Origin of the sequence: Aeromicrobium sp. JJY06 (assembly GCF_044069275.1) — a bacterium.
Taxonomy (GTDB): Bacteria; Actinomycetota; Actinomycetes; order Propionibacteriales; family Nocardioidaceae; genus Aeromicrobium; species Aeromicrobium tamlense.
This window is the reverse complement of record NZ_JBIMRD010000001.1, coordinates 1,564,268-1,576,879: the sequence shown is the minus strand read 5'-3', so window position 1 is coordinate 1,576,879 and position 12,612 is coordinate 1,564,268. Positions and strand designations below refer to the sequence as shown.

General features: G+C 72.5%; 11 protein-coding genes and 1 riboswitch. Of the genes, 1 reads left to right on the top strand and 10 read right to left on the bottom strand.

Annotation, left to right across the window (positions count from 1 at the left end; all coding sequences use genetic code 11):
* Window positions 1-10 precede the first annotated feature (10 nt).
* The 6 genes from ACGWYL_RS07730 to ACGWYL_RS07705 all read right to left on the bottom strand — a co-directional run bounded on the left by ACGWYL_RS07730 (window position 11) and on the right by ACGWYL_RS07705 (window position 6,854).
* Window positions 11-1,147 (bottom strand): Gfo/Idh/MocA family protein, encoded by a 1,137-nt coding sequence (locus ACGWYL_RS07730; RefSeq protein ID WP_395486865.1) that lies wholly within the window; start codon window positions 1,145-1,147, stop codon window positions 11-13.
* Window positions 1,147-2,010 carry a sugar phosphate isomerase/epimerase family protein gene (locus ACGWYL_RS07725; RefSeq protein WP_395486864.1) on the bottom strand — a complete coding sequence of 288 codons (864 nt, stop codon included), beginning with the start codon at window positions 2,008-2,010 and terminating at the stop codon, window positions 1,147-1,149. The genes ACGWYL_RS07730 and ACGWYL_RS07725 overlap by 1 nt, the downstream gene beginning before the upstream one ends.
* 65 nt (window positions 2,011-2,075) lie before the next feature.
* The gene (locus tag ACGWYL_RS07720; protein WP_218845927.1) at window positions 2,076-3,248 is read right to left on the bottom strand and encodes a substrate-binding domain-containing protein; all 1,173 of its coding nucleotides are present in this window, start codon (window positions 3,246-3,248) and stop codon (window positions 2,076-2,078) included.
* Window positions 3,249-3,259: 11 nt separating this feature from the next.
* Window positions 3,260-4,330 (bottom strand): ABC transporter permease, encoded by a 1,071-nt coding sequence (locus ACGWYL_RS07715; RefSeq protein ID WP_395486863.1) that lies wholly within the window; start codon window positions 4,328-4,330, stop codon window positions 3,260-3,262.
* Window positions 4,327-5,337 (bottom strand): ABC transporter permease, encoded by a 1,011-nt coding sequence (locus ACGWYL_RS07710; RefSeq protein WP_179426655.1) that lies wholly within the window; start codon window positions 5,335-5,337, stop codon window positions 4,327-4,329. The genes ACGWYL_RS07715 and ACGWYL_RS07710 overlap by 4 nt, the downstream gene beginning before the upstream one ends.
* Window positions 5,334-6,854, bottom strand: coding sequence for a sugar ABC transporter ATP-binding protein (locus ACGWYL_RS07705; RefSeq protein ID WP_218845929.1), 1,521 nt, complete (start codon window positions 6,852-6,854; stop codon window positions 5,334-5,336). Before ACGWYL_RS07705 ends, ACGWYL_RS07710 begins: the two co-directional genes overlap by 4 nt.
* Window positions 6,855-6,947: 93 nt before the next feature.
* Here ACGWYL_RS07705 and ACGWYL_RS07700 point away from each other — a divergent pair, with 93 nt between their 5' ends.
* Window positions 6,948-8,114 carry an ROK family protein gene (locus ACGWYL_RS07700; protein WP_317628272.1) on the top strand — a complete coding sequence of 389 codons (1,167 nt, stop codon included), beginning with the start codon at window positions 6,948-6,950 and terminating at the stop codon, window positions 8,112-8,114.
* A gap of 90 nt (window positions 8,115-8,204) precedes the next feature.
* Here ACGWYL_RS07700 and ACGWYL_RS07695 read toward each other — a convergent pair whose 3' ends face one another.
* The 4 genes from ACGWYL_RS07695 to ACGWYL_RS07680 are packed head-to-tail and all read right to left on the bottom strand — an operon-like array spanning window position 8,205 to window position 12,404.
* Window positions 8,205-8,855: a hypothetical protein gene (locus ACGWYL_RS07695; protein ID WP_395486862.1), complete on the bottom strand. Its 651-nt coding sequence runs from the start codon at window positions 8,853-8,855 to the stop codon at window positions 8,205-8,207.
* The gene (locus ACGWYL_RS07690; protein WP_269305130.1) at window positions 8,852-9,664 is read right to left on the bottom strand and encodes an ECF transporter S component; all 813 of its coding nucleotides are present in this window, start codon (window positions 9,662-9,664) and stop codon (window positions 8,852-8,854) included. Before ACGWYL_RS07690 ends, ACGWYL_RS07695 begins: the two co-directional genes overlap by 4 nt.
* Entirely contained in the window at window positions 9,661-11,262 is a 1,602-nt protein-coding gene (locus tag ACGWYL_RS07685; RefSeq protein WP_269305129.1) for an ABC transporter ATP-binding protein, read from the bottom strand. Before ACGWYL_RS07685 ends, ACGWYL_RS07690 begins: the two co-directional genes overlap by 4 nt.
* Complete coding sequence (locus ACGWYL_RS07680) at window positions 11,259-12,404, bottom strand: energy-coupling factor transporter transmembrane component T (protein ID WP_179426670.1); 1,146 nt, start codon at window positions 12,402-12,404, stop codon at window positions 11,259-11,261. The genes ACGWYL_RS07685 and ACGWYL_RS07680 overlap by 4 nt, the downstream gene beginning before the upstream one ends.
* Window positions 12,405-12,499: 95 nt before the next feature.
* Window positions 12,500-12,576: riboswitch (cobalamin riboswitch) on the bottom strand.
* Window positions 12,577-12,612: the final 36 nt, after the last annotated feature.

Sequence of the window (12,612 nt, the reverse complement as noted above, 5' to 3'; positions counted from 1 at the left end):
CCTTCGATGATCAGGATCGCGCGAGCTCGACCGTGCCGCGGCCCGCCACGGCGCTGCGCTCGATCGCGTCGAGCACCCGCTGCACCGCGAGCCCGTCCTCGAACGACGGTGTCGGGTCGACGCCCGAGGCGATCGCGGACAGGAACCCGGCGGCCTGCGTCGTGAACGTGTGGTCCCATCCCAGCACGTGGCCCGGCGGCCACCAGGCGGCGAGGTGCGGGTGGTCGGGCTCGGTCACGAGGACGCGCGTGCGGCCCTGGCCCGTGTCGACCCACAGCTCGTTGAGGCGCTCGAGGTCGAAGGCGACCGAGCCACCGGAGCCGTAGACCTCGATCTGCAGCGCGTTCTTGCGGCCCGCGGCCATCCGGCTGACCTCGAGGCTGACGACGGCGCCACGGCTCGTGCCGAGCAGCGCCCACGCGGCGTCGTCGACGGTCACGTCCTCCGGGCCGGCGGGTCCGGGACGCGACCCGACGAAGGTCTCGAGGCGGCCCGAGACGCTCGCGATCTCGTCGTCGAGCAGGAAGCGGACCTGGTCCACGACGTGCGAGCCGAGGTCGCCGAGCACACCGGACCCGGCCTGCTCCTTGCGCAGCCGCCACGTCATCGGCGCGTCGGGGTCGACGAGCCAGTCCTGCAGGTAGGACGCCCGGACCTGGCGGACCTGGCCGATCCGGCCCTCGGCGACGATCTCGCGGGCGAGCGCCAGCGCGGGCACGCAGCGGTAGTTGAACCCCACCATCGAGCGCACCCCGCGCGAGCGCGCCTCCTGCGCCGCGGCGACGAGCTCGACGGACTGGTCGATCGTGTTGGTGAGCGGCTTCTCGACCACCACGTGCTTGCCGGCGCGCAGGGCGGCCAGCGCGATCTCGTGGTGGAGGTGGCCGGGCGTGCAGACGTCGACGACGTCCACGTCGTCGCGGGTCACCACGTCGCGCCAGTCGGTGGCCCACTCGCGCCAGCCCAGCTGGTGGGAGGGGGTGGGCGCGGCGCCGCGCACGGCGGACTCGTCGCGACCGACGAGGACCTGCTGGGTCACGGCGGGAAGGTCGGGGTGGAACGCGCCGACGTTGCGCCAGGCGTTGGAGTGGGCCCGGCCCATGAAGGAGTAGCCGATGACGGCCACCCGCAGCTCGCGCGCGCTCATCACGCCGCCTCCGTCCGGGTCAGGTCGCGCAGGAACGCGAGACCGTCGCGGGCGAGGTCGTCCTGCGTGGGCGCGAGCGGGCGCCAGATCGAGGCTGCCGTCGCGATGGAGGCGTTCTCGGCGGTGAAGCTCTCGATGACGAGTGGGCCGGTGTGCCCGACCTCGTCGAGGGCGGCGATCAGGGCCGGCCAGTCGGTCTGGTCGCCTCCGGGTGCGCCGCGGTCGCTGCCGCAGACCTGCACGTGCACGAGGTGCTCGCCGGCCGCCCGGACCGCGTCCGCGCTGGACCGCTCCTCGATGTTCAGGTGGTAGGTGTCCAGGGCGAGGCCCAGCGACGGACCGAGCAGGCCGTCGAGTCCCTCGAGCGCCTGGGCCACGGTGTTGACGAGCGAGGTCTCGTAGCGGTTGAGCGGCTCGATGCCGATCCGCACGCCGTGCTCGGCCGCGTGCTCGACGACCGGCGCGAGGTGCTCGCGCCACTGCGCGTAGGCGGAGCGCCGCTCGTCCGGGGTCATCCGCCACGTGCGGCCGGTGGCCGCGTAGAACGGTCCGCAGACCGCGGCCGCGCCGATGCCGGAGGCGAGGTCGACGCAGCCACGCAGGTAGTCCTGCGTCGCCGCGACCGCCGCGCCGTCGGCCTCCACGAGGTCGCGTCCGGGAGCCATGGCGCCCACGACGAGCGGCACCAGACCGGCGCGCTCCAGCACCGGCCCGACGACGTCGGGCGTCAGGTCGCCGAGTCCCTCGAGCGGGAGCTCGACCGCGTCGAAGCCGAGCGCGGCGACGTGCTCCAGGCGGGCCTCCACCGTGGCGTCGGTGAGCGGGGACTGCCAGACCCACGTGTTGATGCCGATGCTGCGCACAAGAGCTCCTGTCGAGAGGGACGGGGTGGGCCGGGTGGCGGCGGGTCGCCGCCACCCGGTCACGGTCAGCGGTCCTGCCAAGCCTTCGGGAAGCCCGGGAGGTCCTCGCCGCCGAACTTGGCGTAGTGCCCGTCGGGCATGCCGTCGTTCGCCTTCAGGTAGTCCGCACGGTCGTCCTCGGTGATCGGCGACTGGGGCAGCACCCACTCGGTCGGCACCTCCTCGCCCGCGAAGATCTTCTGCACCGCCAGCAGCGGGGTGCGCCACTGGAAGTTCGAGTAGACCGGCGCGAGTCCGGTCAGACCGGTCTCCTCCCACTTGCGCAGGAAGCTCATCTCGTCCTCACCGGTCATGACCGGGTAGTCCTTGCCGGCGTCCTCGAAGGCCTCGATCGCGGCGACGGCACCGTCACCGGCGTCCATCCAGACGCCCTTGATGTCGTCGGAGTTGATCGCGTCGGTGATGATCTGCTTGATCTTCGTCGGGTCGGCGTCCGTGAACTGGTCGTCGGCCTCGATGTCGTTCTCCTCGAAGATCTTCTCGGCGGCGGCCCAGCGGGTCTCCAGGACGTCGACGCCGGGCAGGATACGCAGCGCGACGACCTTGTCGCCCTTCTCGAGGTTGTCGACCAGGAACTCGGCCGTGTCGATGCCCCACGCGTAGCCACCGATCGGGTGGATGAACGACGTGGCGCAGTCGGTGTCGACGCCGCGGTCGAACACGACGACCGGCTTGCCCGTCTCACAGGCGCGCTCGACGGCCGGGGTCATCGCCGCGGTCGAGTTCGGCGAGATGATGAAGGCGTCGCAGTTGCCCTCCTTGATGAAGTAGTCGATGTCCGCGATCTGCGTGTCGTCGGAGTCCTGCGCGTCGCGGGTCTCCATCTGCGAGACGACGCCCTCGTCCTGGAGCACCTTCAGCTGCTGCTGCATCGTGATCCAGCCGGTCTGGCGCCACGGGTTGCTGATCGAGGCGTTGGCGAAGCAGACCTTCTTGGCGCCCTCGGACTTGAACTTCGAGGTGTCCGTCATGTCACCGTCGATGTACTGCAGCCACGGGGTCGCGGCGTCTCCCTCGAACGTCGCGCTGCGCTGCTCGTTCTGGCGGTCGAAGTCCGCCTGCACGAACCACTCGGTGTCCTTCGAACCCGAGTCGTCGTCGCCCGCGTCGGACACGTCGTCCGTGCTGCAGGCAGCGAGTACCAGCACGGCCGCGGCCGACACGAGTACCCCTCTCATCGATGCTCGCATCAGTTCTCTCCTGTCGTATCGCCCGTCGCGGGCTGGGGTGGGGTGGGTGGAGAAGTCACGGTGGGCCGCCGGCGGACGGCGCCCTGCCACGCGCGGCCGGCCAGGGCGACCGCGACGATGATGATGAGTCCCTGCACGGTGTCGCGCCACGTCGACTCGATGCCCAGGCTGTTCAGCAGCACGAAGAGCAGCTCCAGGGCGAACGCGCCGGCGGCCGCCGAGAGGACCCAGCCGCGCCCGCCGCCGAGGACCACGCCGCCGAGCACGACCGCGGTGATCGCGGCGAACTCGTAGCCCGAGCCGACCGACGGGTGGACGCCGGCGTAGCCGACCAGCAGGATGCCCGCGACGGTGGCGGACAGCGACGAGATCATGAAGGCGCGCGTCTTCGTCCACCACAGCGGCGTGCCCGAGAAGCGGGCGGCCTCGGGGTTGTCGCCGGCGGCGATGAGGGTGCGGCCGTACGGGCGCCGCATGAGCCACACGGCGAACGCGCCCGCGACGATCAGCACGATCAGCGGGTACGGGATCGTCCCGACGAGCGGCACGTCCTGGATGCCGCCGCGGCCGATCTCGCGGAAGCGGTCGGACGGGTTGCCCGTGGCGGCGCCGCCCGTGACGTAGCGGACGAGGCCGGTCAGCGACAGCATCATGCCGAGCGTCACGATGAAGCTCGGCACCCGCAGCAGCGTGGTGGCCAGGCCGTTGACCAGACCGATCAGCGCGCCGACGACGAACATCAGCAGCAGGCCCGGGAGGATGTTGGCCTCGTCCTGGCCGATGACGTTGCCGGCGAGCACCACCTGCGCGGCGATGACCGCGCCCATCGACAGGTCGAACTCGCCGCTGACGATGACGAAGTACTGACCCATCGCCGCGATCGCGATCGGCGCCGTGCGGCCGGCGAAGCGGATCAGCGTGTTGCCGTCGGCGAAGCTCGGGTTCGAGACCATGATCGCGAGCAGCAGGGCGATCACGAGCAGGAAGACACCGCCGCCGGGGGTGGCCAGGGCCGCCAGGGACCGGCGACCGAACGTGGTCTCGTGGACGGGCAGCACGCGCGTGGTCATCGGGCCACCTCCGTGGTCTCGGCGGGGGCGGCGGACCCGAAGCGCTCGGGCCGCCGGTCGATCTCCCGGCGCGCGTAGACGGCCACCGCGACGACGATGACGATGCCGCGCACGACGTCCTTGAGGAACGGGTTGAGCTCCATGACGCCCATGACGTTGTCGAGGACGGCGAAGATGCCGACGCCGGCGATCGTGCCGACGATGCTGCCCTTGCCTCCGGCGAGCAGCGTGCCGCCGAGCACGACGGCCGCGATCGACATGAGGTCGTAGCCGCCCTGCGAGCCGACCGTCGGCTGGCCGACGCCGAGGCGCGCGAGCAGCAGCAGGCCGGCGAGCGCCGCGGTCACCGAGCAGATGACGTGCGCCGCGATGATCGGCACCTGGGTCCGCAGGCCCGACATGCGTGCCACGTCGGCGTTGCCGCCGACGGCATAGAGGTGGTGGCCCAGGCGAGTGCGGCGCAGCATCAGGACGGCCAGGCCCGCGCACGCCAGCATGATGAGCGTGGCGACCGGCACCGGTCCGATCCGGGTCGCGTCGAGCAGCCGGAACGCGTACGGCGCCGAGCCATGGCTGCCCTGGTAGTTCGAGCCGAGGTAGCCCGAGACGACGAGGCCCGTGCCGAGCGTCGCGATGAAGCCGTGCACGTGCAGCAGGCTGACGATAAGGCCGTTCACGAGGCCGAAGACCACCGCGACGGCCAGCGCCGCGACCACGCCCAGCACGATGTTGGAGGTCTGGCCGGCCATGATCCCGCCCGCCAGCACGCTGGAGAGGCTGACCACGAACGGCACCGACAGGTCGAGCGAGCCGGCGAGGATCACCAGGGTCTGGCCGATCGCGATCAGGCCCAGGATCGTCATCGTCGTCAGGACGTTGTCGATGTTGCCGACGCTGAAGAAGTTGCGTCCCTCGATCGCCGTGATGATCGAGCCGACGACCACCGAGATCAGCAGCACGATCCAGACGATCATCGTGGAGTCGAGTGCAGCGAGCCGGGCCCTCATGAGGCCACCTCCTCGTCGAGGCCGGCGGCGAGCGACAGGATCGACTCCTCGTCGGAGCCGCCGGGTCGCTCCCCCGCCAGCCGGCCGTCGCGCATCACCAGCACGCGGTCGGACATGCCGATCACCTCGGGCAGCTCGCTGGAGACCATCAGAACCGCGACGCCGCGGGCGGCGAGGCTGCGCATGACCTCGTAGATCGCGTGCTTCGCGCCGACGTCGATGCCGCGGGTGGGCTCGTCGAGCAGGACGACGCGCGGGTCGGTGGCGAGCCACCGCGCCAGCACGACCTTCTGCTGGTTGCCGCCGGAGAGCAGCTGGGCCTCCTGGCTGAGCGCGCGCGCCGAGACCGAGAGCGAGCCGAACAGCTCGGGGACGTCGCGGCGGACCGCGTCGGTGCGGCGGGGGAAGACGGCGCGGACGACACCGAGCGCGTTGTCGAGCAGCGACTGGTGCAGCGCCAGGCCGGTGGCCTTGCGGTCCTCGGTCACCAGCGCGAGGCCCGAGCGGATCGCGCGACGCGGCGTGCCGATCGGGGTGACGACGCCGTCGATCGCGATCTCGCCGCGGGCGAGCGGCTCGATGCCGAAGATCGCCTCGAGCAACTCGGTGCGGCCCGAGCCCTGGAGGCCCGCGATGCCGACGATCTCGCCGCCGCGCAGGGTCAGGTCGATGCCGTCAACGTAGCCGTTGCCGGCGCCGCGCAGCTCCAGCCGCGGCTCGCCGACGGTGGTGCCGGGGACCGGATCGGGGAAGAACGAGTCCATGGGGCGGCCGACCATGAGGCGCACGAGCGTGGCCTCGTCGAGCTCGGACGCGGGGCGCGTGTCGACCTGACGGCCGTCCTTGAGGACGGTGACGTTGTCGCACAGGTCGAGGACCTCGCGCAGGCGGTGCGAGACGTAGACGATGGCGACGCCGCGCGAGGTCAGCTCGCGCACGATGCGGTAGAGCAGCTCGACCTCGTGGTCGGCCAGCGCGGCCGTGGGCTCGTCCATCTGGATGACGCGCGCGTCGAAGCTGACGGCCTTCGCGATCTCGACGATCTGCTGCTCGGCGACCGAGAGCGAGCGCACGCGGCGCGACGGGCGCAGGCCCTCGATGCCGAGGCCGCGCAGCAGCTCACCGGCCTGACGCTCCATCCCGCGGGTGTCCACGAGTCCGCGGCGGCGCGGCTCGCGACCGAGATAGATGTTCTCGGCGATCGTCCGCTCGGGCAGCAGGTTGAACTCCTGGAAGACGGTGGCGAGCCCGGCGCGCTGCGCCTGGACGGGGTGGGTGAACGCGACGGGCTCGCCACCGAGCTCGACCGACCCCGAGTCCGCGGGATGCACGCCCGCGAGGATCTTCATGAGGGTCGACTTGCCGGCGCCGTTCTCGCCCACGAGTCCGTGGACCTCGCCGGGGACCAGGTCGAGGTCCACGCCGTGCAGCACCGGGTTGCCGACGAAGGACTTCGTCACGCCGCGCACGCGCAGCACCGGCGGGGTCCCCCGCTCGTTCAAGACAGCGTCGTTCACGGTTGCACTGTGACACAGATCTCCACTTCTGTCGAGAAGTCGGCAGAAGTTGTGCGCTAGACGTTCAAAAGCCCGAGTGGTTGAATCACCCCCGTGAAGACCAGCGACGTGTTCGCCCTGCTCCAGCGCGAGGGTCGGCCCATGACCCGCGCGGAGCTGGCGGAGTCGACGGGCCTGGCCCGCTCCACCGTCGCGTCCCGCGTGGACCTGCTGCTGCGCCTCGGCCTCATCACCCCCTACGGCGGGCGGAGCTCCACCGGCGGGCGTCCCCCGTCACTGCTCGCGGTCAACACCGCCGCCCGCGTGGTGGCCGCGATCGACCTCGGCGCGCGTCATGCCCGCGCGGCGATCGTCGACCTGTCGGGCGCCGTGCTGGCCCAGGAGCGCCAGGACCTCGACATCGCCGACGGCCCCGTGCCCGTCCTGAACTGGGTCACCGCCACGATCGAGCGGCTGCTGCTGCAGACCGAGCGCCCGCTGGGCGACCTCGCCGGGATCGGGATCGGCCTGCCGGGACCCGTCGAGCACTCCACCGGGCGCGCCATCAACCCGCCGATCATGCCCGGCTGGGACCGGTTCGACGTGCCGCAGTTCGTGCGCGGCTCGTTCGACGTGCCCGTGCTGATCGACAACGACGTGAACATCATGGCGCTGGGAGAGCAGGACACCCAGTTCCCCGAGATCGACGACCTCATCCTCATCAAGGTGGCCACCGGCATCGGCGCGGGCATCATCGCCGGCGGCGAGCTCCAGCGCGGCGGGCAGGGCACCGCGGGCGACATCGGCCACATCCGGGTGTCGCGCAGCAGCGACGTGGTCTGCCGCTGCGGCAACGTCGGCTGCCTCGAGGCGCTCGCGGCCGGCCCGGCGATCGCACGCGAGCTGGGGCGGACCGGGGTCACCGAGGCCACCGACGTGGTCGAGCTCGTCCGCGCGGGCGACCTCGAGGCGATCCAGGCGGTGCGCCAGGCGGGCCGCGACATCGGTGACGTCCTGGCGATGATCGTGAACTTCATCAACCCGTCGGTCGTGGTGATCGGCGGCGCGCTCGCCGAGGCGGGTGAGCACCTCATCGCCGGCATCCGCGAGGAGGTCTACCGCCGGTCGCTGCCGCTGGCCACCGAGCACCTGCGGATCGTGCCGTCGGTCAGCGGCGAGCAGTCCGGCGTCCTGGGCGCCGCGGCGATGGCCATCGGCCACGCCCTCTCCCCCGAGGCGATCGAGCAGGCCAGCGCCGAGCTGCTGGCCGCCGCCGACTGAGTCCTCCGCATCCCCGAGACTTGCTCCCATGTCGACGTTTCAACCGGTCTGAAAGGTCGAGATCGGAGCACATCTCGGGACGGGGCGGGGTCAGCCGCGGCGCCGGCGGCCGACGACGAAGGCGGCGACGGCGACGAGCAGCGCGGCGGCGATGGCGATCGGCAGCGCGATGGCGGCCAGCGGGGTGTCGTCGTCCTCGATGACCGTGAGATCGCTCTGGTACGCGGAGTCATGGGTGACCTCGGCCGCGGCGCGGGTCTCGGCGCTCGCCGGGGCGGCGACCTCGACGGTCTCGCCGTCGGCCATCAGGTGGTACTTCAGCGCGATGAAGTCGCCCTCGGCGACCTCGTACTCCTGCAGGCCCACCGACGCGTAGCCCCAGTCCTGGTCCTCCTTCGCCACGAGGAACGCCCAGTAGCCGGGGCCGTTGAGGGCGTTGCCGCACTTCTCCTGCTCCGGCGTCGGCTGACCCTCGATGCGGCACACCATCGGCATCGCGGCGGTGGTCTCCTCGGTCTCCAGGTCCACGGCATCGAGGACCTCTAGGCCGGTGTCGCCCGCCGCGTCCTTCGCGCACAGCACGCGGTCCTCGCCGTCGAGCGTGCCGAACTCCAGCACCACCGGCACGTCCGAGGCCGCGTCGCAGGACCCGTGGTCCTCGGCCGACGCCGCCGTCGGCAGCGCGATCGCGCCGGTCGACAGCAGGGTGGCCGCGGCGAGGCGGGCGAGCAGGCTCTTCATGTGGACTCCTTGGAGAGGTAGCGGGCACGCCGGGCGGCGCGCCGCAGCGTGGCCAGGACGGCGGGGCCCAGGAACACGACCAGCAGCGCGTTGGTGATCGCGCGGCCGAGGTCCCAGCCCCAGAACGAGGTGAGCAGGGTGAAGACGAGGAAGCGCTGAAGGTTCTCCAGCACGGGGTCGCCGGGCACCATCGCGAGGGAGTCCTCGGCGCCGGGGATCGCGATGCCCAGCGTGAACGGCCACGACGACAGGTTCATCAGCAGCCCGTACGCGAACGCCGCGACCACCGTGTAGGCGGCCAGCACCGCGATCTCGGCCCGGCCCGTGGCGCGGCGCGGCAGCAGGCCCGCGCCCATCCCCACCCACGCGGCGCAGAGCATCTGGAACGGCAGCCACGGGCCCACTCCGGACGTCAGGAGCGCGGACGCGAACAGGCTCGTGCAGCCCAGCACGAAGCCGAAGCCCGGACCGAACACGCGCCCGCCGAGGATCAGCAGGAAGAAGATCGGCTCGACCCCGGCGACGCCCGCGCCCAGCGGACGGACGGCCGCGTTGATCGCGCTGAGGACGCCCAGCATCGCGAGCGCCTTGGAGTCCAGGCCGCCCTCCGACAGCTCGGCGACGACCACCAGGACGACCACGGGCATCAGCGCCATGAAGATGAAGGGCTGGTCGACGCGCGTCTGGCCCTCGGCCGGCGTGAAGATCAGCGGCCACAGCAGCATGAGCAGGCCGGCGACGCTGGCGGCCGCCAGCACGAGCGCGGAGCGCGGCGTGACGGGGACGGCGGTGTGCCGCGGCGAGGTCATCGGACGACCTCCGACGGCAGCGCGGCGGCGACCTCGTCCACGGTGAGCCAGTCGCGGCCGAGCACCTTGGAGACCTGCGGGGCGAACGCGGGCGACTCGGCCAGCACGGTGCGGACCGGTCCGGTGGAGACGACCTCGCCCTCGGCCATCACGACCACGGTGTCCGCGACCGAGGCGACGAACTCGACGTCGTGGCTCGACACGACCACGCCGCGTCCCTCGGCGGCGAGGTCGTGCAGGATCGCCGCCAGCGCGGCCTTGCCGGGGTAGTCGAGACCGCGCGTGGGCTCGTCGAGCGCGACCACCGCGGGCTGCGCCGTCAGGACGATCGCCAGCACCAGCGCGAGCTTCTGCCCCTCGGACAGGTCGCGCGGGTGGCGGTCGCCGGGGATGCCCGGGGCGAGGCGGTCGAGCAGCGCACGGCACGAGCCCGGCGCCACGCCGGACTGGTCGTCGGCTGCGGCGCACTCGCGGTCGACGGTCTCCAGGTAGAGCAGGTCGGCGGCGGTCTGCGGGACGAGGCCGACGAGCATGCGCGCCTCGGACGGGCGGACGTCACCCGGGTCGACGCCGTCGACGTCGACCGCGCCGTCCACCCGGTCGCCCGTGCCCTGCACGGCCCACAGCAGCGAGCTCTTGCCCGAGCCGTTGCGGCCCATCAGCGCGACGACCTCGCCGTGGCCGACCTGCAGGTCGACGTCGTCGACCGCGGTGAAGCGGCCGTACTGCACGGTGACGCCGCGCGCCCGCAGCGCCGGCGGGCGCTCGAACGGCACGTGCACCGGCGGCGGCCCGAGGCGCGCGGCGAGCGGCTTGACCCGGCGGCGGGCCTCGCGCACCGACAGCGGCAGCGGGCTCCAGTCGGCGAGCCGGCCGAGATGGACCAGCGGCGGCGCGACGGGCGCGTCGACCAGCAGGTCGGCGGTCTCGCCGATGCGGACCCGACCGTCCTCGACCACGGCCAGGCGGTCGGCGAACGGGACGACCCGCTCCATGCGGTGCTCGGCCACGACGACGGTGAGCGCCAGGTCGTCGACGAGGCGCGCGATCGTGGCGAGCACGTCCTCGGCCGCGGTGGGGTCGAGGGCCGAGGTCGGCTCGTCGAGCACGAGGACCCGCGGGTGCATCGTCAGCACCGAGCCGATCGCGACCCGCTGCTGCTGGCCTCCGGACAGCGACCGCACCGAGCGGCGGCGCAGGTCGGCGATGCCGAGCAGGTCGAGCGTCTCCTCCACGCGGCGGCGCATCGTCTGCGGGTCGAGGCCGAGGTGCTCCATCCCGTAGGCGAGCTCCTCCTCGACCACGTCGGCGACGAAGCCCGAGACCGGGTCCTGGGCGACGTAGCCGACCAGGTGCGCCAGCTCGCGCGGCGGTCGGCCCAGGATCGAGGCGCCGTCGACGTGGATGTCGCCGGCGAGCGTGCCGCCGGTGAAGTGCGGCACGAGTCCGTTGAGCATGCCGAGCAGCGTGGACTTGCCCGAGCCGGTGCGGCCCGAGACGAGGACGAGCTCGCCCTCCTCGACCTCGAGGCCGACGTCGCGCAAGGTGGGACGCCTGGCGCCCTCGTACCAGAACGAGACGTCGTCGAAGCGGATCATGCGTCGTCACCTCCGACGTGGTCGTGGGCGGAGGGGGCCTGCGGCGCGACGAACACCGGCAGGATCCCGATCGCCACGACGGCCAGCGACAGGACGCTCACGGGTGGCCAGCCCGGCACGCTCGGGTAGATCACGGCGATCTGCTCGGAGGACAGCAGCTTGAGCCCCACGGCGACGGCGAGGCCCGAGCCCGCGGTGAGGTACTCGGCCAGGTGCCAGCGCTGCGGGCGGTAGCGGGTGCGCTGCACGCGTCGGCCCGCCGACCGCAGCGCCAGCACGGCGAACACGAGGCCCAGCGCCAGCATCGGGTAGGACAGGATCCGTGGCGCGGTGCCGTCGAGGTAGCCGTAGGTGCCGACGCTCAGCCCGAACAGGCCGACCAGCATGAGCACGCCGGTGGCGAACCGGTCGCGCTGCGTGGCGGTGCCGCTGCGGCCGTAGCCGCGCGCGTCCATCCCCGCGGCCAGCGTCATCGACCGGTCGAGCGCGTCCTCCAGCACGGGGATGACGATGCGGTGCATGGCGCCGGTGCCGCGGCTGGCGTCACCGCGCAGCTTGCGGGCGCGGTTGACCCGGCGCACGCTCTCGGCCAGCTGGGGGAAGACCGAGACCGCGACGACGAGCGCCGCCCCGACCTCGTAGAGCGCCGGCGGGGCCGAGGCGAGCAGCCGCTTCGGGTTGGCCAGGGAGTTCGCCGCGCCGACGCAGATCACCAGCGTGGCCAGCCGCATGCCGTCGTACAGGCCCACGAGGACCTCGTTGACCGTGACGTCGCCGAGCAGCTGGATCCCGCGGGCCACCTCCGGCAGCGGGATCTCGGGCAGCGAGAACAGCACGGGGTCGCCGGGGGCGGAGCCGCCACCGAGCAGGATCCGGAACACGACCCGCATGACCACGATGACGAGGCCGAAGTACAGGTAGTACCGGAACGACAGCGCCCACGGCGCATCGCCGCGGCAGGCGGCCACGACGAGCGCCGCGATCGCGACCGTGACCAGCAGCAGGAACGGGTTGAGCGTGAACGAGGCACCGGCCGCGAGCCCCAGCGCCCACAGCCACCAGGCGCCGGGATGCAGCTCGCGCCGCGGCCGTCCGGTGGCCGCTGGCGGCCGGGTGGGGGTGGGGTCGACGACGGCGGTCATCCGGTCCCCTTCCCCACGGGACGGGGGCGAGGTCCACGAGGGCGGTTCGCCCACCCGTCGCTGCTCGACAACATCTGGTGGCGGCGTCCCGGCGCGGGTTCCCGGCTCGCACCGCCCGGGCGGGCAGGGCTGACGGTTGCGGCACAGCACCGGAATCGCACCGGTTTCCCCTGCGCCGGACGTTGGTCCAACGTCAGGAGTCTACTCG